Below are 20,746 nucleotides of genomic sequence, written 5' to 3' on the forward strand. Positions count from 1 at the left end.
CCGGGCATGACGACTGAAGCGCAGGGTGCGCCAGCAACACCCGAGCCGCAACCCGAACTCATCCACCGCATTGCCAGCGTAACGCGCATGCTGCGCGAGGGCATGCGTGAACTCGGGCTTGATCAGGCCGTCAGCGAGGCGGCCGATGCCATTCCAGATGCACGCGAGCGTCTTGACTACGTCGCGCGCATGACCGAACAGGCGGCCAACCGGGTGTTGAATGCGGCCGAAGAGGCGCGCCCGCTTCAGGAAGAAATGCAGCGTCAGGCTGAAACCCTTGATGCTCGCTGGCAAGAGTGGTTCAACCACCCGGCCGAGCTCACCGAGGCCAAACAGCTGGTCGATGACACGCGTCAGTTGTTGCGCGACATCCCCGATAAGACCCGGGTGTCGCAAGACAAGCTGCTGGAAATCATCATGGCACAAGATTTTCAGGACCTTACCGGTCAGGTCATCATGCGCATGCTGGCCGTGATCAATTCCATTGAAACCGAACTGATCCAGGTGCTGATCACCTATCTGCCGGAAGAAACGCGCGAAGCCAAAAAGAAAGAAATCGAAACACTGGTGAATGGTCCGCAAATCAAGCCCGAAGGCAAGCCTGAGGTGGTATCCAACCAGGACCAGGTCGATGACTTGCTCTCAAGTCTCGGTTTTTAAATCAGAAGTAAGCGATTTTATCCGCGCTGCTTCATCCTTAGGTGAAACAAGTCTGCTTTACAATCCGGGCAGGCAGGTTTTACCTTTAATTTTTTCCGGCAGCGTTTCAATTCATGGCAGAGGATAGCGACCTCGAAAAAACCGAATCCGCCACCCCAGGCGCCTGGAAAAGGCGCGAGAAGAAGGGCAGGTGGCGCGTTCGCGTGAGCTGAACACGTTCATGTTGTTGGCCGGAGGGGTGGCTGGTTTGTGGGTCATGGGGGGCGAACTCTATCGCACCCTTACAGGCGTGATTCGCGCGGGCATGTGGTTTGATCTGCGCGTAACCAAAGATACGGGCGTCATGACCGAACAGGCCATTAGTTCCGCCTGGAATGCACTGCTGGTGTTGCTACCCATTTTTGGCATGCTGGTCATTCTGGCGGTCTTTTCTTCGGTGTCGTTGGGGGGCTTTTGTTTTCAACGAAGGCGCTCGAGCCGAAATTCAGCCGCCTGAATCCCCTTGAGGGGGTCAAGCGCATGTTTTCGATGCAAACGCTGGTCGAACTCATCAAAACCCTGCTCAAGGCCACCGTTATTGGTGGCATTGCCGCCTGGGTGATCTGGTCGTATCGGGGCGACATGCTGGCCCTGATGCATGCCTCACCGTCTGCGGCCATGGCCAACGGCATGCGTCTGGTGGCCTTGTGCAGTGCACTGATTGTGGCGGCTTTGCTGTTGCTGGTGCTTATTGATGCGCCCTGGCAGCTGTACAGTCACCATAAAAAGCTGCGCATGAGCAAGCAGGACGTCAAGCAAGAGCACAAAGAAAGCGATGGTGACCCCCATGTCAAGGGTCGTATTCGCCAGCAGCAGCGTGCCATGGCACGCCAGCGCATGATGTCTTCGGTACCCCAGGCCGATGTGGTGGTCACCAACCCGACCCACTACGCGGTGGCCCTCAAGTATGAAGACGGGTCGGGTGGGGCACCGCGTGTGCTGGCCAAAGGTACCGGCCTGGTCGCGGCTCGTATCCGGATGGTGGCCGAGGAAAGCAACGTGCCGATGCTCAGTGCGCCGCCGTTGGCGCGCGCGCTGCACGAGCACGTAGAACTGGGGCAAGAAATACCTGTTGAACTTTACAAAGCGGTGGCTGAAGTGTTGGCCTGGGTATTCCAGCTGCGTAACTGGAATGAGGGGTGGGCCATCAGCCTGTGCTGCCTGAAAACCTGCCTGTACCGCCTGAACTCGATCCGTTGGCGTCGTCCGCCTGAATCTGTCACTGAATGAATCAATTACTCGCTCTATTCAAAGCCAACGGCTCACAGCACGCCCGATTGCTGGCCGGCCCGATTCTGATCATCATGGTGTTGTCCATGATGATCTTGCCGCTGTCGCCGATTGCGCTCGATCTGTTCTTCACGTTCAACATTGCCATGTCGATCATGGTGTTGCTGGTGGCCATGTTCACCAAGAAGCCGCTTGATTTTGCAGCGTTCCCGGCGGTGTTGTTGTTTACAACCTTGTTGCGGCTGGCCCTGAACGTCGCCTCAACGCGGGTGGTGCTGATGAACGGCCATCAAGGCGCTGATGCGGCGGGTCAGGTCATTGAAGCGTTTGGTCACTTTCTTATCGGCGGCAATTTTGCCGTGGGCATCATTGTCTTCATCATCCTGGTCATCATCAACTTCATGGTCATTACCAAGGGTGCAGGCCGTATCGCCGAAGTGGGGGCGCGGTTTACGCTGGATGCCATGCCGGGCAAGCAGATGGCCATTGACGCCGACCTTAACGCGGGGCTTATCGGCGAGGAAGATGCACGACGTCGCCGTAACGAAGTCAGTCAAGAGGCCGAGTTCTATGGTTCGATGGACGGTGCCAGCAAGTTTGTTCGTGGCGATGCCGTCGCCGGGCTTCTGATCATGGTCATCAATATCGTGGGCGGCCTGATCGTGGGTGTGGGTCAGCATGGTCTGAGCTTTGGGGATGCGGCCGAGGTTTATACGATTCTGGCCATTGGCGACGGTCTGGTAGCACAGATTCCGGCGTTGGTGATTTCGACTGCAGCGGGTGTGGTGGTCTCGCGGGTGGCTACCGATGAAGACATCGGTCAGCAGATGGTGGGGCAGCTATTAAATAACCCGACCGTTTTGTTCATCACGGCGGCGATCATGGGCATCATGGGCATCATTCCCAACATGCCGCACTTCGCCTTTCTATTGTTGTCAGCCACTTTGGCAGGCACCGGCTGGATGCTTTACAAGAAGCAGCAAAAAGAGGCGGTTGCCGCCGAGCCAGATCCGCTGCAGCAGCAAGTGGCCGCTGAAGCGGCAGCGGCCGAGGCCACCTGGGATGACGTGGCCCTTGTTGACCCCTTGGGTCTCGAAGTGGGCTACCGGCTTATTTCGCTGGTTGACCATTCCCAAAATGGCGAGTTGCTGCATCGCATTCGCAGCTTGCGGAAAAAATTTGCACAAGATGTCGGCTTCTTGCCGCCGGTTGTACACATTCGCGATAACCTTGAACTCAAGCCTAACGAATACCGTATTTTGCTGTCTGGCGTCGAGGTAGGCCGTGGGCTGGCCATGCCTGACCAATGGATGGCCATTGACCCGGGCGAGGTGGCCATGAAGCTGCCGGGCACGCCCACCACCGATCCGGCCTTTGGTTTGCCTGCGGTCTGGATTGATGTATCGCTGCGCGAACAGGCCCAGATTGCCGGCTATACCGTGGTTGATGCCGGTACCGTTATTGCAACCCATCTGAACCACCTGATGCATCGCTATGGCGCCCAGTTGCTGGGGCGCCAGGAAGTACAGCAGCTGCTCGATCACGTCGGTCGCGATGCGCCCAAGCTTGTCGAAGATCTGGTGCCCAAAACCATCAGTCTTACCTTGCTGCAGAAAGTGTTGCGCGGGCTGCTTGATGAAGAGGTGGCCATTCGTGATGTCCGCACCATTGTCGAGTGCATTGCCGAACATGCGCCGCGCCTGGCTGCACTCAATCCTGCAGGCACTGGCCCCGATGCGGCTGAGCTGCTGCAGCAGGTCCGTATCGCCCTCGGCCGCGCTATTACACAGCATTGGTATCCGGGTGAAGGTGAGCTGCGCGTTATTGGCCTTGAGCCCAAGCTTGAGCGTGTACTGACCCAGGCGTTGACGACCAGTGGTGCCCTTGAGCCCGGGTTGGCCGATACCCTGCTGAATGATGCGCAGCGTGCCGTTGCGGCGCAGGAAGCCCGTGGTGATGCGGCGGTGCTGGTGGTGCCGCCGGCATTGCGTGCCCCGCTTTCACGTTTCTTGCGTCACCACTTCCCTCAAATGGGGGTGTTGTCCAACTTCGAAATTCCTGAAGAACGTATACTCCGGTTTACAACAGTTATTGGCGGGAGTCCTAGTTGAACATTAGTCGATTTTTCGGTGCGACCAATCGCGAGGCCCTGCGTCAGGTACGTCTGGCGCTTGGGCCTGATGCCCTGATCATTTCCAATCGGCGCGTCAATGGCGGGGTTGAAATCCTGGCGACTGATCAAACTTCACTGCCTGATGGTCTGGCTGAACAAATTGCTGCGCAAGAAGCCGCTGCAGCGGCCAGTCAGCCGCCGGTCACCATGCGCAATGCTTATCGACGTCCGGATATGCCGCCGGCAGCCTCTGCGCCTCAATACCCAGGTCAACCGGGGTGCCCCAGTACCCGGGTGCCGGCATGCCGCAACGCCCGGCCACGCCGGCACCCGGTAATGCACAGCGCCCCGGGCCTGGTATGCCCGGGTCTGGCAATCTGCAGCGTCCTGGTGCGCCGTCTGCCCAGTCTCCCGTGCCGTCGCAAGGCATGCCTCAACGTCCCATGGGCGCGCCGTCTCATCAGGGTCTGCCGCCTTCAGGTCTAAGGGCGCCTGCCGGCTTCCAGCCAGGCATCACACCGGCCCAAATGCCGCACCCGCAAGGTCAAATGCCGCAACAGCAAGGGCAAATGCCGCGGCAACAGGCTGTTGCGCCGGCCGCCGGTTTGCGTCAGCCTCCGGCAATGGGTTTGAACCCTGCTGCGGCAGCGGTGTCTTCTGCGCTGGGGGGCAGGCGGCGTCACCAGGTACCGATGTTCTGGGGGCCATTGATCATTTACAAGGCGTGCTTGAAAGCCGCATTGATGAATTGTTATGGGGCAGCCAGTTACGTCGTGCGCCGCAGGCGATTACGCTGTTCCAGACCCTGCTGGGTTTTGGCTTCAGTACGGCCCTGTTAAGGGCCATGCTCACGCGTCTGCCCGAGAATCTCGGGGCCAAAGCGGCATTCCAGTGGGTACGTTCAGAATTGATCCGTACGCTGCCTGTTCTGGAAAGCGAAGATGTTCTGTTTGCCCCCGGTGCGGCCATTGCCCTTGTAGGGCCTACTGGTGTGGGTAAAACCACTACGGTGGCCAAGCTGGCGGCGCGCTGCGTCAAGCGTCTGGGGCCTGAAAACGTGGTCTTGCTCACCACCGACACCTATCGTATCGGTGCGCATGAGCAGTTGCGAATTTATGGCCAGATGATGCGCGTGCCGGTTCATGTGGTACAAGACGGCGCCGAATTGCGCCGGATTCTGGCCTCGGTGGGTCGCCATCAAACCATTCTGGTCGACAATGTCGGGATCAGTCAGCGTGACCGCTATGTGTCCGAGCAGGCGGCCATGCTGGCTCAGGCGGGGCGTGAAATCTCGCGCTTGCTGGTACTGAATGCGTCCAGCCATGGTGATACCCTCGATGAGGTGGCGCGCAGTTATACCAATGACGGTGGTACGCCATTGCGTGGTTGCATCATCACCAAGGTGGATGAAGCCACTCGTCTGGGGGCGTCGCTGGACACCGCCATTCGTTACCAGTTGCCGGTTTGCTACATTTCAGATGGTCAGAAAGTGCCACAGAATCTGGCGTTCCTGTCGGCCTCCGAACTGGTCGATAGGGCACTGGTCAAGCCGCAGCAATCGCAGGCCTTGTACGCCCCATCCGAGGCTGATTTTGCCGCCTTGATGTCGGTGGCAAAGCCTGCCGAGGAAACGCCTGAAGAGCAAGAAAAGAAACGTCGTCAGTTACTGCCTCAATTGTTGACCGTTGCCGGCGGCATGGGCGACGCCGTCGATGTATCCGACATCGAGAACGCCTGCGCTGAGATCGACGACGATTTGCTGGCGTCGGAAACCTGGGCGTTATGGCGGGGTTACTTCAAAGGCGAAATCACCGATACCATCCAGGCTTTGGGTATCCACCTGCTACGTGCGGCCCAGAATGAGTTTGTCAGCCAGCAAGGCGACTACATCATGGCAGTACACGACCAGATTGCCCTGCGCGAAGCCGACAACCGGACTTCGGGCCGTTTGCGTGCTACCGTGTTGTGCAACCAACGGGGGACTCCGTGGGCCTCGCCTTACCAGCAACTGACACTGGCCGATGGCTGGCGTGCCTCGGACGGCAGTTCTGCACTGCAGGCGCCGGGCAGCGTGGAAGCGTTGCTTGATCAGATCAGCTGGGTCGCTGATGCGATGCCAGGCTTGCCGGTGCTGCATGTGTTCGACCAGTCGTCGCAGGCCGTGTGGCGTGCTGTTTCGGCGGCAGGTGCGGCCTGGATCTCACCGTGTCCGGCAACCACCAAAATTTATGAAGATGGCTGTGCCACTACGGTTGGTGCCGCTTCGAAAGTGCTTGATTACCATCCGGTCGGTGCCTTGGCCGACCTGCTTGATCTGGCCGATATTCAAGGTGTTGAACGCGGTCGCCTGGTCGTTTGGGTCGCCGTTCATGCGGTTGAACTGGTGTCGCGTCAGGCGGGTACGTTGCCGGTTTTGCTGGTGGCGGCGCGTGTGGTTGACCGTGAGCAAGGTACCGTTCTGCGCACGGTACATGGTTTAAGCCATGCCACCACCATTAGCGTGACATCCGAGCGGCTGGCCATGGCGTTGCTGGTGTCGGCAGAGCAGAAGTCCGCCTTGCGACTGGCTGCGCGCTGGTGGCCCATGCTGGCCCCGCGGCAGTGGGCGGATGCCTCACAAAAACGTGCCATGACGGCGGTTCAGGTGGGCTTTGCCACCTGGCATGCGCTTCAGAACACCCATACGCCCATGTTGCGCAAGGCACTTTACGGTCTGGCAGGCACCCAGAAACCGACGCAGTTGGCGGCGGTGTCGGCCATGATGAAGTTGTTCACATTAAAAGACATGACGGTTTGAATGGCCAAACCAGAAAACATCGCGAAGCTTCAAGCCGGTTAGCTGATATGCGCCGGTTAATCCAGTTTTGCGCGCTGGCTTTTTGCAGTTTTCGCGATAGCCTGCAATAGCCAGATTCGCCATATTCCGTACGGAAGTTTTAACTGGCTCTAACCCTGGTTTGAGAACTGCGTTAATCTGTTCTGATTGCTGTGATGCACCAAGCTACAAGCTTTAACCGACTTTAACCGGTTTCAGTCTGGGCTGGGATGCCGGGGCAGACACTGTTTTTGATTTCCCGCTGGCGTCATACACCTGGCCGCCATTTTCGCCTGCCGTCGCCAGGCGTTGTATGGTTTCCATCAATTGCTGGTTATGACGCAGCAGCAATGAAATTGCCGCCCCATTGGCCTCGTTAAGGCGGCGTGCTGTAACGGCAAGGTCAAATAATTTATCGACGGCAAGGGAAACGTCAGGGGTGTCGTGCGCCGCGTGTTTCAGGCCTGCCGTGTCGGCCGGATAGCCCGAGTTGTTCAGTGCCTGGTCACGCTTTTGGGCTGCAGCGGCCAGTTGGTCTGCCGATTTCTGTTTTTTCAGTGCAGGCGACCAGCTCGTCAGGCTGGCCAGACTCAAGGATTTTGGCTTCGTCTTCAAGAACCTTGATGAACTGCGCAACAAGCGCGATTTCCTGGTTAATGCAGGAAATCAAGGCTTCCGGAACGTTTTGCAGAGTCGTCATGGTCGTGTTTGAACAGATTACTTAAGAAGTTCGCGCGCGCTGGACAGCAGCGAGTCGGCAATGCGTTCAGGGTTTACTTTAAGCTGGCCTGCCGCGATGGCATCGCGGATTTGCTGAACTTTGGCCATGTCAATGTCATTGTCGCCGTTTTCAAGGCTGGACAGGTGGCGTGCAGTGCTGCTGAGGTCGACCGGGCTTTTGCCTGATGCGCCCGAGCTTGCGCTGGCTACGTTACCGCCTTGACGCACAGGTGCGACCGGGCTGACAACAGGTTTGTTTAACGACGGGGTGATTTTCACGAAGTGCTCCGGTAGGCTGAGGCGTGACGAATGCCTCTTGTAAAGGGGTTACGGCATCAGGCCCCAAAACTTTAGCTTTCGAAGTTTACATCGGGATCAGTACGGTCTGGGCATTTAATACGGTAGCGGTCACGATTTGCCCTGATGCCGTGCGCACCTGGATCTGCGTCCCGGGTTCACCGCCTTGCATGGCATGGCCATCGCTTGACGCCACAAAGCCTGTACCCCGCACTTCGATGCGTACCCGTTGGCCGCGTTCTACCGATTCAGGGCTGCGCAGCGCGGTTGCCCGGATGGGGCGGCGGGCGGCCAGCCGTTGAGTGGCAATGTAGCCCACAATCTGGCCAGGGTCGAGCAGGCTTCCGGCGGGTAACGTCAGCAAGTCGCCTTCAACGGGGATGAGATCATCCAGTGACAGCAGGGTGCCGGCATTAACGCTGCGCGAGGTGACATAGTAAACGCCCGAAAGCTTGACGCTGACGGGCGTGTAGGCTGTCCAGGTCGAGGGTGTGGTGCAACGGATGCCGATATTCATGCGCTGACGCAACCCTTGTCGCCCTGACATGAATACTTCGAAGTCGTGACATTCGGCCTGCCGGGAAAAGTCGGGGGTAATGGTCATTGACAGCTCGCCCGGCCAACTGGCCGCCATGTCTTCAATAAAAAAGCGAATCTGTTCCATTGCTGCAACAACCGTGTCGGGCAGGGCGGGTGCTTCGGTTGGCGGTGTGGCCGGTGTTTCTGGCCGGGAAAGCGCGGATGTTCCAGGTGTGGACGTGTCGGGTGCTGCAGGAGGCGGCGGCGAGGCAGGGGAGTGCCGGGGAGGTCTGGGCCGTTGCGGGGGCAGTTGTCTGGGCATCGGGCTGTGCAGACGCCAAACGTGGCATTACACACACATAAACGACAAGAAGGAGCGCAAAAAGCTTTGGCATCAGCAGATTGTAGTAAGCCGCCCGTTACGCCAAAAGAGGAATTGACCGATAATTAGCGGCTTGTTTTGAACTTTGCGTTGCAAGCCGCCCGAATACTATTTATCTTGAGGTTTAACGGCTGAACTTTGTTAAAGTTTAGGTTTCAAAGCACAAACTTCGAAAAATTTTGTGTGTCGGCTTTTTGTGGTGATGTGCCGCCGGTTTTTGCGTGTTCATCGAGCAGGGCTATTTTACAGGTGTTGTCATGGTTGACCGACTCGAGTCTGATTTCAAGTTCTACCAGGAAGCGGTGAAGCTGCGTCAACAGCGGCAGGAAGTTCTGTCTGCCAACATTGCCAATGCCGATACGCCCAATTACAAGGCGCGTGACTTTGACTTCACCGCTGCGCTTAAAGAAGCAACCGGGCAGGGCGGCATGCAGTTGCCCGCTACCAAGCTGGCGGTAACGTCGGCGCGGCACATTCAGGGTACGGCTCAATCGGCAACAGATGCCGGCCTGATGTACCGCCAGCCGTTGCAGCCGTCGCTTGATGGCAACACGGTCGATATGGATCTCGAACGTGTCCAGTTTGCTGACAACACCATGAAGTACCAGGCCGATCTGGCCATTATTTCGCAGCGTCTGAACGGCATCAAAACAGCGCTTCAGCAGTAATTTACCGGGTTTCAGTTGTCGTTTGCTTGGTTCCAGTAGTTGTTTGCCATTTTTTGGCAGTAATTTATGCGGTCTCAGCGGTCATCTTCGGGTTAAATCATGTCTTCTATCAGTATCTTTCAAATTGCCGGTTCGGCCCTTGCAGCGCAGTCACAACGTATGAACGTGGCCGCCAGCAACCTGGCCAACGCCGAAAGCGTCGCAGGCCCCGATGGTCAGCCCTACAAGGCCCGTCAGGTGGTGTTTGAAATGACTCCGCAGGGTGGCGAAAACGCCGGTCGTGCGGCGGCAGTGGGTGGGGTTCAGGTCAGTAAAGTCATCGAAAGCAATGCGCCGCACCGCATGCAGTACGACCCTAAAAACCCGCTGGCCAATGAAGAAGGCTATGTCACGTTGTCGAACGTTGATGTCGTTGCCGAAACGGTCAATATGTTGTCGGCCTCCCGTTCGTATCAGGCCAATGTCGAAGTCATCAATACGGCGAAAAGCCTCATGACTCGCACCTTGTCCATCGGGCAGTAATCATTTTTCGGGCGGGTAACGGCTCCTTCGCTACCCGCTTTTACACGGAGACTCTCTCGTGGCTACAGTAAACAACACCGCATCTGCCATTACCGCAGCAACCGCCAATACCGACGCGGCAGCAATGGCCATGGCCAATGCCGAGTCGGCCAAACGTGCCGAAGACGCCAAGAACCAGTTCATGACGCTTCTGGTTACGCAGATTCGTAATCAAGACCCGCTCAACCCCATGGACAATGCCCAGTTCACATCGCAACTGGCGCAACTGGAAACCGTCAACGGCATTACGCAACTGAACAATACGCTGTTGGCGTTGTCGGGTCAGCTCGACATGACGCAATCCATGCAGGCGGCCAACCTTATTGGCAAGGGTGTTCTGGTCACGGGCAACAAAATTTCGTTGGGCAGCAGTACGGTCGATGGGGTAACCACCAAAACCGCAACCCCGTTTGGTGTCGATCTTATTTCATCGGCCCAGAAGGTTGTGGTTTCGGTGCTTGATGGTGGTGGCAAAGCTGTGCGCCAGATGGAAATGGGCCCCACAGAAGCGGGTGTGCTGTCGCTGTCATGGGACGGCCTTGACGACGCCGGCAATGCGGTTCCCGATGGTGCCTATACCGTACAAGTGGCGGCTTCGGGTGCAGAAGGCGCCCCGGTCAGTGCCGAGGCGCTTACCTATGGTCAGGTGTCCAGCGTGTCGTACGCCTCCAGTGGCGTGCAGCTAGACCTGGGCCTGGGCGGTGCGCGTTCGCTGTTCGACGTGCGCAAGATCATGTAAGCCGGTCGGCACTTCAGAATTTCAGGTATTCAGTTATTTAAAGATCACGCAAGGATTCAATCATGGGTTTCGGTCAAGGTTTAAGCGGGCTTAATTCGGCAGCACAAGAGCTCGACGTTATTGGTAACAACATCGCCAACGCGAATACGGTGGGGTTTAAGGCGTCCACTGTGGCGTTTGGCGATATTTATGCGACGTCGAAGGTAGGTTTAGGGTCTAAGGTTGCTGCAATCAACCAACGCTTTACGGTAGGTACCATCACTAATACAGGTAACCAGCTTGATCTCGCGGTCGACGGGGCGGCAGGTATGTTTCGGGTTGAGGATCAGCTCGGTAATGTTATGTACACCCGTAACGGCCAGTTTTTCCAGGACGCCAACAATTTCATTGTGAATGCACAGGGTCAGCGTTTGACTGGATACGGTGTAACCGGCACGGATACAAACCCTATTAAAGTACCTGTCGGGAATCTTCAACCAGTTGCTACCACTACCCTTACTACGGCAGCTAACTTAAATGCAAAAGCGCCGAATGTTACGGTAGCATTTGATCCGACGAAGCCGGAAACTTACACTCATTCGCTTCCTGTCACCGCTTACGACTCGCTGGGTAGCCCTGTTCAGCTTACTCAGTACTTCACAAAAACGGCTGACAAGACTTGGCGCGTTGATTACACTGTTCCAAATCCAGCGGCGGTTCCACCAGCAAGTCCCTTTACTTTGATTGCTGGTCCTACGTTGAATTTTACTGATGCCGGCGTTACTAATCCGAATCCTCCACCCGATTTTACGCTTAACATTCCTGCGGCTACTCTGCCCGGAACCCCTGCCCCTTTGGCGATAGCGGTCAGCTATACCGGGACAACTTCTTTTAGTGGTGAGTTTGGGTACAATTTTACTCAGAACGGTTTTCCGACAGGCGAGTTTTCAAATATTGAAATCGGGCAGGATGGTGCTGTTAACGCTGTTTACACCAACGGTGAACGTCGTGTTACTGGTTACGTCGCACTGGCCAACTTTAATAATTTGACTGGCCTTCGTCCCGTGGGTGATAACGCCTGGGTTGAAACCGGTGCTTCCGGCCAGCCCATCCTTGGTCGCCCCGGCACCAATGGCCTTGCCCTGATCCGCGGCCAAGCCGTCGAAGAATCCAACGTCGACATGAGCCAGGAACTAGTTCGTATGATTATTTCGCAGCGCTTCTATCAGGCCAACGCACAAACCATCAAGACCCAGGACCAGATCCTGCAGACCTTGATTACGTTGCGTTAATCACTAAAAGCGTTTGAACTGAAATGGATCGTATCGCTTATATCGCTGCCGGTGGTGCTGCGCGGGTACTGGAAGATCAGGCTGTGCTGAGCAATAATCTGGCCAACGTCAGTACCTCGGGGTTTCGTGAACAGTTGTCGGCCTACCGGGCGGTGCCGTTCGTGGCTGAAGGAACATCGCCTACCCGGGTGGGTACGGTCGTGTCCACGCCGGGTAGTAACTTTGGTCAAGGCCCCATGCAGGAAACCGGGCATGCGCTTGACGTAGCCATTATGGGTGACGGCTGGTTTGCCGTGCAGGGCCCTGACGGCCAGGAGGCCTACACCCGCGCCGGTGATCTGGCGGTCAACCAGAACAACCAACTGGTTAACCAGGCGGGTTTCCCCATTTTGTCGAATGCGGGTGGCCCGATCGAGGTGCCTGAGCGTGGTAGCATCACCTTCACGCCCGATGGCGCCATTACGGCGCTGGGTGCGGGTGACAACCCGAACGATATCCAGAACATTGGTCAGCTGAAGCTGGTCAACCCGCCGCCCGAGGCCATGCAGCGTGGCGACGACGGTCTGTTCCGTTTTGTTCAGGGTAACGCGCCAGCGGCAGCACCGGCTGATCCGAATATTCGTATCGCGGCAGGCTTCATTGAAAAAAGCAATGTCAGCGCCGCTGAGTCGATGATCGGCCTGATTCGCAATGGCCGCATGTTTGAAATGCAGATGAAAGTGATTCAAGATGCCGACCGCAATGCCGAGCGTGCCAACGGTATCTTGTCGGCCTCGAATTAAAAGCGGCTTCCAGTTAAATTTAGTCAATGTCGCATCAAACAGGCGGCAGCAAGGAAAACCATGATTCGTTCTCTCTGGATCGGTAAAACCGGCCTCGAAGCACAGCAGACCAATCAGGACGTGATCTCGAACAACCTGGCCAACGTCAGTACGGCGGGTTTCAAGCGCAGTCGCGCGGTATTCGAAGATCTGATGTATCAAACCATCCGTCAGCCAGGGGCGCAGGTGGGTGCGGCCAACCAGTTGCCCTCGGGGTTGCAGCTGGGGGTGGGTGTGCGTACGGTGGCTACCGAACGGATCCATTCACAAGGCAACCTGCAACAAACCGGCAATCAGCTGGATATTGCCATTCAGGGGCGTGGTTTCTTGCAGGTTGAGTTGCCGAATGGCGAGTTTGCCTACACGCGCGACGGCAGCCTTCAGGTTGATCAGAACGGTCAGCTGGTGACGGCCGGTGGTTACCCCGTTCAGCCGCCGATCAATATCCCCGACAACGCGCTAAGCGTCACCATTGCGCGCGATGGTACGGTGTCGGTGACCCAGCCGGGTGCGGTGGGTGCCAACGTTGAGATCGGCCAGTTGCAGTTGACCACCTTCATCAACCCCACCGGCCTGCAAAGCCTGGGTGAAAATCTTTACGCCGAAACCGATGCGTCTGGCCCTGGCAACTTTGCCCAGCCCGGGCTTGATGGCGCCGGTCTGGTGCTCCAGAATTTCGTGGAAACCTCCAACGTGAACGTGGCTGAGGAACTGGTCAACATGATCGTGACCCAGCGCGCTTACGAAATGAACAGCAAGTCCATTCAGACATCCGATCAGATGCTGGCGCGTTTGACGCAGCTGTAATTTTCTGAATGATGAACGCATGTTGAAGTCGTTACGCATTGCTGTCGTTGCGTTCTGCGCCTTGGTGGTTCAGGGCTGTGCCATGATCCCCCCGAGCCTGTGGTAACGGGGCCATTGACCGCCAGCCCACCACCGCCCACGGTCATGCCTGAACCCAACGGGTCTATTTATCAGCCGACAGCGTACGGTAACTACCCGCTGTTTGAAGACCGCCGCCCGCGTAATGTGGGTGACATCGTGACTATCCTGATTCAGGAAAAGACCAACGCGGCCAAAACGGTGTCTACCGAAACCACTCGCTCAGGCAGTGCCAATCTGGGGTTGAATGCGGTCTCGTCGTTCTTGCCGTCCAATATCGGGCCGCAGCAGAATTTTGACATGACCGGTGCCAACGAGGCGTCGGGTCAGGGTTCCAGTGCCGCCAACAATACGTTTACCGGCACCCTGACCACGACCGTTATCGGTGTATTGCCCAACGGTAACCTGCAGCTGGCTGGTGAAAAACAGATCGCCATTAACCGCGGCTCTGAATATGTGCGCTTCTCGGGTGTGGTTGATCCGCGCTCGATTTCAGGGTCCGGTACGGTACCGTCTACCCAGGTGGCGGATGCGCGTATGGAATACCGTAGTAAAGGTCGCATGGACGAAGTGCAGGAAATGGGTTGGTTGCAGCGTTTCTTCCTGAATATTGCACCGTTCTGATGCTTGGGTATGGCTGAGGCAGTTGCACATTACTTTGACGCCCACGTGTTGTGCCGAAGCTCTGCATGACATTTTAATATCCAACGACTCTTTTCATCTTTAGTTAACCAATACCTCTTCTTGTTTTCAGTTAACCAATAGCTTTTCTTATTTTCAGTTAACCAATAGCTCATGCCCATCACGTTTACCTTCCGCGCTGTTTTGTTTTCGCTGGCTCTGTTGCTGGCGCTGCCTGCCCACGCGGATCGTATCAAGGATCTCGCCTCCATTCAGGGCGTGCGCGAGAACCAGTTGATTGGCTACGGGTTGGTCGTCGGGCTCGATGGCAGTGGCGACCAGGTGCGTCAGTCGCCGTTTACCCAGCAAAGTCTGACCAATATGCTGTCGCAGCTGGGTGTCACCGTGCCGCAAGGCACGAACATGCAGGTCAAGAACGTAGCGGCCGTTATGGTAACGGCCCGTTTGCCGGCGTTCGCACGCCCCGGCCAGTCGGTTGATGTCGTGGTGTCGTCGTTGGGTAACGCCAAAAGCTTGCGTGGTGGCACGCTACTGATGACTCCGCTGAAAGGGGCGAACGGCCAAGTCTATGCCATCGCTCAGGGTAACTTGCTGGTGGGTGGTGCCGGCGCATCGTCGGGGGCTCCAGCGTTCAGGTGAACCAGTTGAACGGGGGTACGATCCCTGACGGGGCCATTGTCGAGCGCGGGGTGCCTACCACATTTGTGCGTGATGGTTTTATCAACCTTGAAATGAATACGACTGACTTTGGTATTGCGCAGAACGTTGCTACGGCGATCAACCGCAAGTTCGGTGCCGGTACGGCGTCGGTGGTGGATGGCCGTCATGTCCAGTTGCGCGGTCCGCTTGACCCCGAGCAGCAGGCCCGGTTCCTGTCACAGGTTGAAGACCTGCAGGTCAAGTTACCGCCTGCGCGGGCCAAGGTCATCATCAACGCCCGCACCGGTTCGGTCGTCATGAACCGCACCGTCACGATTGAAGAGGCCGCCGTGGCTTACGGCAATCTGTCGATTGCCATCAGTAACCAGGAGCAGGTGAACCAGCCCGACACCCCTTTGGCGGGTGGTGAAACCGTGGTCACCAATAACACCCAGATCGAAATGCGTTCGGAAGGGGGCGTTGCAGCGTATTCAGACCAGTGCGCGCCTGACGGATGTGATCAATGCGCTGAACGCGCTGGGTGCGACGCCGCAAGACTTGCTGTCGATTCTGCAAACCCTGAAAAGCGCCGGTGCCTTGCGTGCCGATCTTGAAATCATTTAATCGCCAGATTCGGCCATAGTCCTCCTGAATCCTTATTGGCCTCGGTCGCTCTGAATCGATTTCGACCTTGGTCATCATGAACACTTTTGGGCCACAGTCATCATGAATACGCCATATTTTTTGCCCCGCCCGACTGAATTAACGCCGTCTTCGATGGATTTCTCCCATCTTGACCGGCTCAAGCGCAGCGTTCAAGGCGATGGGGCGCAAAATGAAGAGGCTTTGCGTGATGTCGCGCAGCAATTCGAAACCCTGATGCTGCAACAGTTGCTCAAGCAGGCCCGTCAGTCTACCCCCGGTCTTGAAAACATTATGGGCAGCCAGCAGATGAAGCTGGCACAAAGCATGTCAGACGAGCAGATTGCGCAGTCGCTGGGTAAAGCGGGCGGTTTGGGCTTGGCCCAGGCATTGCTCGACCAGTTGCGCGGCAATCTGGTGGCCAGTGTTGATGCCCGTCTGTCGGCAGATCGCGGGTTGCCCGGCCTTTCCGGGGCTTCCGTGCAAGGGACGGGTGGCACAAGCAAACCGTTCGATTCCATTTCCGATTTGCTGGAGCTGCTGGGTAAAACGCAAGTGGGCCAACGGGTGCGTTCGTCCTCTGATGCGGTGTTTACTGCCATCAAAGGCGCACCGTCGCACATTGAGGATTTTGTGGCCCAGATGGCCGAGCCGGCCCGCCAGGCCGCCGAAAAAAGCGGGATTCCTGCCAAGTTGATTCTTAGCCAGGCGGCGCTTGAGTCTGGCTGGGGCAAGCGCGAAATCCGTGGTGAAGATGGCAGCAATAGCTACAATCTTTTTGGCATCAAGGCGACTTCAAGCTGGAAGGGCAAGGTGGTCAATATCATGACCACCGAATATGTGGATGGTGAGCCCCAAAAAATGATGCAACCTTTCCGGGCGTATAACTCGTACGCTGAATCTTTTGCCGATTACGCCCGTCTGATCAGTCAGACCGAACGTTACAGTGAAGTGATGACCGCGCCGGACGCAAAAGCAGCCGCAGTGCGTATCCAGGAGGCTGGTTACGCCACAGACCCGGCCTATGCCGACAAGCTCATTTCGATTATGGGCTACTTTGATGACCGCTTGGGTAATACCGCTGGAAATGCGCCGCGCAACCTGGCGACGATGGCACGGCGCTGATAAGGTGGGGCTGGCTGCGGCAGTGCAAGTGCTTGTCTTTGTGATTGCGTATACCTAAATATTCTGGCCTTTCTGCCGTTAACGAATTACAGCGTACGAATATAGTCGTACAGCACCCTGATTTTTTGGTGGAACCTTATGAAGTTAGCGAATCTTGGCCTTGCAGCCATCAATGTTGCACAGAACCGTATGCAGACTGCAGGTCACAACATCAATAACGTCTATACGGATGGGTACAACCGCCAGCAGGTCAAGGTGTCGACCGAAGGGGCCCAGAACATGGGGCGCGGGTATATTGGTATGGGTGCGCGCGTTGATTCCATCGAACGCTCTTACGACAACTTCCTGTATCGTCAGGTGGTTAATGCCAAGAGCAAGCAGGCTGAACTGGCTTCGTTTGGCACTGAAATCACGCAAATCAACAATTTGTTTGCTGACCGTACGGCAGGTGTGTCGCCGGCGTTGCAAAAGTTTTTCGATGGGATTCAGGCGGTGGCATCGTCGCCCGCCGACCCGGCTGCGCGCAAAGAGCTTGTTGGTCGGGCCTCAAGTCTGGTTGGGCAACTGAATGATGCCAATGCGTTTCTGGAAGAGCAGCGCGGCAATATCAATACCCAGATCAGCACCGTGGTTCGCCAGGTCAACAGCTATGTCGAGCGTATTCATGATTTCAACAACCAGATCGTGCGCGCGCGCGCTTCAGGTTCCGGGGCTACTCCGAATGACCTGCTCGACCAGCGCGACCAGGCCGTTGCCGAACTGAACGAACTGGTCGGTGTCAAGGTTATCGAGCAAGGTGACCGTATCGGTCTGACCTTTGGTGCCGGTCAGGTATTGCTGAGTGGTGATACTGTATACCCGCTTTCGGCCCAGCCCTCTGATTATGACCCGCGTCGTACCGCCGTGGCCTATAGCTTGCCTGCTGGCAATAACAGTTCTGTGCAAATCGAGCTTGACGACAAGTACATTACGGGCGGCAAGCTGGGTGGGTTGTTGTCCTATCGTACCGATTCGCTTGATGCTGTGCAAAATGATCTGGGTCGATTGGCCGTGGGGTTGGCCATGTCAATCAATAAGGCGCAGGCCAATGGCGAAGACCTGAACGGCGATACAGGCGCCGACATGTTTTCGATTGCTAACCCGACAGTGCTGGCTTCTCCACGCAATAATCCGGCCAGTACCGGCAATGTGACGGTTCAGTTTGCGGATGCCAATAAATTGACAGGCGCCAACTATCAGGTGTCTTTTGATGGTACAGCGTACAAAGTGGTTCGTTTGCCCGAGCAGACTGTTGTGGCACCTGATGATCCGGTGAATGCGCCAGGTCAGTACGATGGCCTGACATTCAACTTTCCTAATTCTGCCGATGTTAACGCTGGCGATTCGTGGTCGGTAGCGCCAACTCGCATGGCGGCTTCTGACCTCAGCATGGCAATGACTGACCCTGCCAAGTTTGCTGCGGCGGGCCCGGGTACCGGCGTCAGTGATAACGCCAACGCCCTTGAAATGGCCAAGTTGCAAACTGCCAAGACGCTGGGCAACGGTGCGATGAACTTTAACGAAGCCTATTCGCAAATCGTTAACAATGTCGGTGTGCAAACGCAGCAAATCCAGACCGCCCAGAAGGCGCAGGCGGCGCTGGTTCAGCAAACCTATGCGGCCCAGCAGGCGTATTCCGGGGTTAACCTCAACGAAGAGTACGTTAACCTGCAGCGCTATCAAGAACAGTTCCAGGCGGCTTCGCGTCTTATCAACGTCAGCTCTACGCTGTTCGACACCCTGCTTAGCCTGAAACAATAGTAAGCCTCGCTTGAAGCAGTAATACATGTAGAGTCCGGGTGCGCAACCGTTGTGGCGCACCGGCTACCCAGATTGAATAAAGGCGGTTGCCATGCGTATCAGTTCATCATTGTTTTTTCAGACCGGGGTCAACACCATCAACAGCCAGCAGGCCGGTTTGATGAAGTTGTATCAGCAAATCGGTACCGGCAAGCGGATGATCAATCCGTCAGACGACCCGCTGGCCGCTGCGCAAACCATCAATATTGCGCAGTCGCAAACCATGAACCTGCGCTATACCGAAAACCGTCAGGTGGCCAAGTCAGCGTTGTCGTCTGAAGAAAATACCTTGACTTCTGTTACGTCGTTACTGGTTGGCATCAAAACGCGTCTGGTCGAGGCCGGTAACGGTACATTATCCGATGCTGACCGCGCCGTTTTGGGTAACGTACTGTCGAATGCACGCGATAATTTGCTGGGGTTGGCAAATTCTACCGATGGCAACGGCCAGTACTTGTTCTCGGGCCATAAAGGGACTCAACCGCCGTTTTCCGCGGCAGCCGATGGGCGTATAGAGTATGACGGTGATGATGGTCGACGCAAGATTCAGGTTGATCAAACGAGGCAACTTGATTCTGCAGATACAGGTAGAGAAATTTTCATGCAAGCTGCTCCTGGAACGAGAAACTATTTAACCTCGGCTGCTGCGACGAATACAGGTACTATGGTTATTGGTTCACCTAGCATTTCAAATGCGCAGGGGGCGGATATCGGAAAAACGTTTACGGTAAGGTTTACCAAGGATGCAGCTACAGATGAGACCACGTATGCTGTTTCTACCGATGATGGGGCTACATTCGGTACTGAGACTCTAATTTCTCAAGCTATGACACAGCTTGATATTTCAGGCCAGGTAAAAGTCAAGATTTCCGGGGTCCCAGAAGATGGTGACGTCTTTACGATTGAGCCTTCTTTTAGTACTGATCCTTTGGTTTCAGCGCCAGAGCATAATGTTTTTGATGCTTTGGATAATTTAATTGCAGTTCTGAACACGCCGTCGTCACTTACGCCCGCAGATGCGGCAAGTTTTCAAAATCAGCTCAATGCCACCATGCAACGCGTTGATGTCACCTACAATCAGGTGCTGACGGTTCGTTCATCGGTGGGTACACGTTTGAATGAAATCCAGTCGATTGATGATAACGCCAGTTTGCGTAATCTCAGTTATGCCCAAGAGTTGATCCGTCTTGAAGAACTTGACTGGTATGAGGCAACGGCGCAGTTGCAGCAGCAAACAGCAGCACTTGAAGCGGCTTCGCTGGCGTTCAAGCAGATCCAGGCCACTAGCTTGTTCCGGATCTCGAACGGTTAATCACAGATCGCCAACGGGTATTTACAGTTTTTTACTGGTTTGTCCCGGATCTCCAGCGGTTATGTACAAGATCCAGAATACATAACAAGTTGATATTGGTTCAATAAGGGTAGTTTTAATGGCATGTTCTGGTTTCGTCAGCCTGTTTTCACGTACGGCTGCTGTCGTAGCCGTTGTCGCACTGGCAGGTTGCACGACAACCGGGCAATTCTTCATAACCGAGGCGTTGGCTGATTTTGTACCGGGTCAGACCACGTTTGCTGATGCGGTCCGGATGTTGGGCGCCGAACCGTCCAACACGTATGCTCAACTGAATGGGGCCATGCTGGCACGGTGGGCCCATAAAGGGTCCATCTTGACGGATGCGATTTATTTCCGTCAGGAAGCGACGCTGCGCTTTGATCCTCAGGGGCGGTTTGTGGGTATTGTCGATACCGTGAATATTCTAATTCCGCCGCGTGACCCGAATGGGCAGGCCAACGCGCAGTCAGGTCAAAGCCTGTCACAGCAGTCGCCGGCAACGGTTCAGGCACCCCGGCAAACCACCGAAGTCATTCAGGAAACCCAGGTGCAGGAAGTCGAGCGGATCATCATCATCGATGCTGCAGGGCAAACCTCAGGGCTTGCGCCAGTGGGGCAGGGTGGTGGCTCGCCATCGTCGACCGGGCTTGTACCGGCAACACCGCCAGCGTCTCAGGCCTATCGTCCTTCAAACACATTGGAAAACTCGCTGCCAAACCCGGTAGTGACCTATCCTGTGCCGACTGGACGACAATAAAGCAGCACCTTTTTGGTCTTGAACCTGTCACTACCACCGCTAAAGTGCA

At 56.1% G+C, this 20,746-nt stretch carries 17 protein-coding genes and 3 pseudogenes; 17 read left to right on the forward strand and 3 right to left on the reverse strand.

What is annotated here, in order from left to right:
- Positions 1-6: 6 nt before the first annotated feature.
- From cheZ to N7E01_RS14175, 5 genes and pseudogenes are all read left to right on the forward strand, one after another.
- Positions 7-660: a protein phosphatase CheZ gene (gene cheZ / locus N7E01_RS14155; protein ID WP_289173327.1), complete on the forward strand. Its 654-nt coding sequence runs from the start codon at positions 7-9 to the stop codon at positions 658-660.
- A 113-nt stretch (positions 661-773) separates the two neighbouring features.
- A pseudogene (gene flhB, locus N7E01_RS14160) lies at positions 774-1,913 on the forward strand (flagellar biosynthesis protein FlhB).
- Positions 1,914-1,925: 12 nt separating this feature from the next.
- The gene (gene flhA, locus N7E01_RS14165) at positions 1,926-4,040 is read left to right on the forward strand and encodes a flagellar biosynthesis protein FlhA (protein ID WP_289173328.1); all 2,115 of its coding nucleotides are present in this window, start codon (positions 1,926-1,928) and stop codon (positions 4,038-4,040) included.
- Positions 4,037-4,528, forward strand: a complete 492-nt coding sequence (locus N7E01_RS14170) for a flagellar biosynthesis protein FlhF (RefSeq protein WP_289173329.1) — start codon at positions 4,037-4,039, stop codon at positions 4,526-4,528. Before flhA ends, N7E01_RS14170 begins: the two co-directional genes overlap by 4 nt.
- A gap of 238 nt (positions 4,529-4,766) precedes the next feature.
- Positions 4,767-6,839 carry a flagellar biosynthesis protein FlhF gene (locus N7E01_RS14175; protein WP_289173331.1) on the forward strand — a complete coding sequence of 691 codons (2,073 nt, stop codon included), beginning with the start codon at positions 4,767-4,769 and terminating at the stop codon, positions 6,837-6,839.
- Between the two features lie 213 nt (positions 6,840-7,052).
- Here N7E01_RS14175 and N7E01_RS14180 read toward each other — a convergent pair whose 3' ends face one another.
- The 3 genes from N7E01_RS14180 to flgA form a co-directional block, all read right to left on the reverse strand.
- A complete protein-coding gene (locus N7E01_RS14180) occupies positions 7,053-7,451 on the reverse strand; it encodes a flagella synthesis protein FlgN (RefSeq protein ID WP_289173332.1) in 399 nt (132 codons plus the stop codon).
- 123 nt (positions 7,452-7,574) lie between these two features.
- Positions 7,575-7,856, reverse strand: a complete 282-nt coding sequence (gene flgM, locus N7E01_RS14185) for a flagellar biosynthesis anti-sigma factor FlgM (RefSeq protein ID WP_289173333.1) — start codon at positions 7,854-7,856, stop codon at positions 7,575-7,577.
- Between the two features lie 85 nt (positions 7,857-7,941).
- A complete protein-coding gene (gene flgA / locus N7E01_RS14190; RefSeq protein WP_289173334.1) occupies positions 7,942-8,538 on the reverse strand; it encodes a flagellar basal body P-ring formation chaperone FlgA in 597 nt (198 codons plus the stop codon).
- 494 nt (positions 8,539-9,032) lie between these two features.
- Between flgA and flgB the strand changes: the two genes are divergently transcribed.
- The 12 genes and pseudogenes from flgB (at position 9,033) to N7E01_RS14250 (ending at position 20,697) form a co-directional block, all read left to right on the forward strand.
- The gene (gene flgB / locus N7E01_RS14195) at positions 9,033-9,443 is read left to right on the forward strand and encodes a flagellar basal body rod protein FlgB (protein ID WP_289173336.1); all 411 of its coding nucleotides are present in this window, start codon (positions 9,033-9,035) and stop codon (positions 9,441-9,443) included.
- Between the two features lie 99 nt (positions 9,444-9,542).
- On the forward strand, positions 9,543-9,965 hold the full coding sequence (gene flgC, locus N7E01_RS14200; protein ID WP_289173337.1) for a flagellar basal body rod protein FlgC: 423 nt from the start codon (positions 9,543-9,545) through the stop codon (positions 9,963-9,965).
- 88 nt (positions 9,966-10,053) lie between these two features.
- Positions 10,054-10,743, forward strand: coding sequence for a flagellar hook capping FlgD N-terminal domain-containing protein (locus tag N7E01_RS14205; protein WP_434089586.1), 690 nt, complete (start codon positions 10,054-10,056; stop codon positions 10,741-10,743).
- Between the two features lie 62 nt (positions 10,744-10,805).
- Positions 10,806-12,014 carry a flagellar hook protein FlgE gene (flgE, locus tag N7E01_RS14210; protein ID WP_289173338.1) on the forward strand — a complete coding sequence of 403 codons (1,209 nt, stop codon included), beginning with the start codon at positions 10,806-10,808 and terminating at the stop codon, positions 12,012-12,014.
- 23 nt (positions 12,015-12,037) lie between these two features.
- Positions 12,038-12,796, forward strand: coding sequence for a flagellar basal body rod protein FlgF (locus N7E01_RS14215; protein ID WP_289173339.1), 759 nt, complete (start codon positions 12,038-12,040; stop codon positions 12,794-12,796).
- A 60-nt stretch (positions 12,797-12,856) separates the two neighbouring features.
- The gene (gene flgG, locus N7E01_RS14220; protein WP_289173340.1) at positions 12,857-13,642 is read left to right on the forward strand and encodes a flagellar basal-body rod protein FlgG; all 786 of its coding nucleotides are present in this window, start codon (positions 12,857-12,859) and stop codon (positions 13,640-13,642) included.
- 19 nt (positions 13,643-13,661) lie between these two features.
- Positions 13,662-14,344 (forward strand): annotated as a pseudogene (locus N7E01_RS14225) (flagellar basal body L-ring protein FlgH).
- Between the two features lie 171 nt (positions 14,345-14,515).
- Positions 14,516-15,625: pseudogene (locus N7E01_RS14230) on the forward strand (flagellar basal body P-ring protein FlgI).
- A 102-nt stretch (positions 15,626-15,727) separates the two neighbouring features.
- Positions 15,728-16,768 carry a flagellar assembly peptidoglycan hydrolase FlgJ gene (flgJ, locus tag N7E01_RS14235; RefSeq protein ID WP_289173341.1) on the forward strand — a complete coding sequence of 347 codons (1,041 nt, stop codon included), beginning with the start codon at positions 15,728-15,730 and terminating at the stop codon, positions 16,766-16,768.
- A gap of 138 nt (positions 16,769-16,906) precedes the next feature.
- The gene (flgK, locus tag N7E01_RS14240; RefSeq protein WP_289173342.1) at positions 16,907-18,568 is read left to right on the forward strand and encodes a flagellar hook-associated protein FlgK; all 1,662 of its coding nucleotides are present in this window, start codon (positions 16,907-16,909) and stop codon (positions 18,566-18,568) included.
- Positions 18,569-18,659: 91 nt separating this feature from the next.
- Entirely contained in the window at positions 18,660-19,919 is a 1,260-nt protein-coding gene (gene flgL / locus N7E01_RS14245) for a flagellar hook-associated protein FlgL (protein WP_289173343.1), read from the forward strand.
- A 118-nt stretch (positions 19,920-20,037) separates the two neighbouring features.
- Positions 20,038-20,697 (forward strand): hypothetical protein, encoded by a 660-nt coding sequence (locus tag N7E01_RS14250; RefSeq protein WP_289173344.1) that lies wholly within the window; start codon positions 20,038-20,040, stop codon positions 20,695-20,697.
- Positions 20,698-20,746: the final 49 nt, after the last annotated feature.

Source organism: Neopusillimonas aromaticivorans (assembly GCF_030344915.1).
GTDB classification, from domain to species: domain Bacteria; phylum Pseudomonadota; class Gammaproteobacteria; order Burkholderiales; family Burkholderiaceae_B; genus Neopusillimonas; species Neopusillimonas aromaticivorans.

Coding starts and splice junctions, on each gene's coding strand:
- cheZ (WP_289173327.1), top strand. CDS start 7: ATGACGACTGAAGCGCAGGGTGCGCCAGCAACACCCGAGCCGCAACCC.
- flhA (WP_289173328.1), top strand. CDS start 1,926: ATGAATCAATTACTCGCTCTATTCAAAGCCAACGGCTCACAGCACGCC.
- flgA (WP_289173334.1), bottom strand. CDS start 8,538: ATGGAACAGATTCGCTTTTTTATTGAAGACATGGCGGCCAGTTGGCCG.
- flgB (WP_289173336.1), top strand. CDS start 9,033: ATGGTTGACCGACTCGAGTCTGATTTCAAGTTCTACCAGGAAGCGGTG.
- flgC (WP_289173337.1), top strand. CDS start 9,543: ATGTCTTCTATCAGTATCTTTCAAATTGCCGGTTCGGCCCTTGCAGCG.
- flgE (WP_289173338.1), top strand. CDS start 10,806: ATGGGTTTCGGTCAAGGTTTAAGCGGGCTTAATTCGGCAGCACAAGAG.
- N7E01_RS14215 (WP_289173339.1), top strand. CDS start 12,038: ATGGATCGTATCGCTTATATCGCTGCCGGTGGTGCTGCGCGGGTACTG.
- flgG (WP_289173340.1), top strand. CDS start 12,857: ATGATTCGTTCTCTCTGGATCGGTAAAACCGGCCTCGAAGCACAGCAG.
- flgJ (WP_289173341.1), top strand. CDS start 15,728: ATGAATACGCCATATTTTTTGCCCCGCCCGACTGAATTAACGCCGTCT.
- flgK (WP_289173342.1), top strand. CDS start 16,907: ATGAAGTTAGCGAATCTTGGCCTTGCAGCCATCAATGTTGCACAGAAC.
- flgL (WP_289173343.1), top strand. CDS start 18,660: ATGCGTATCAGTTCATCATTGTTTTTTCAGACCGGGGTCAACACCATC.
- N7E01_RS14250 (WP_289173344.1), top strand. CDS start 20,038: ATGGCATGTTCTGGTTTCGTCAGCCTGTTTTCACGTACGGCTGCTGTC.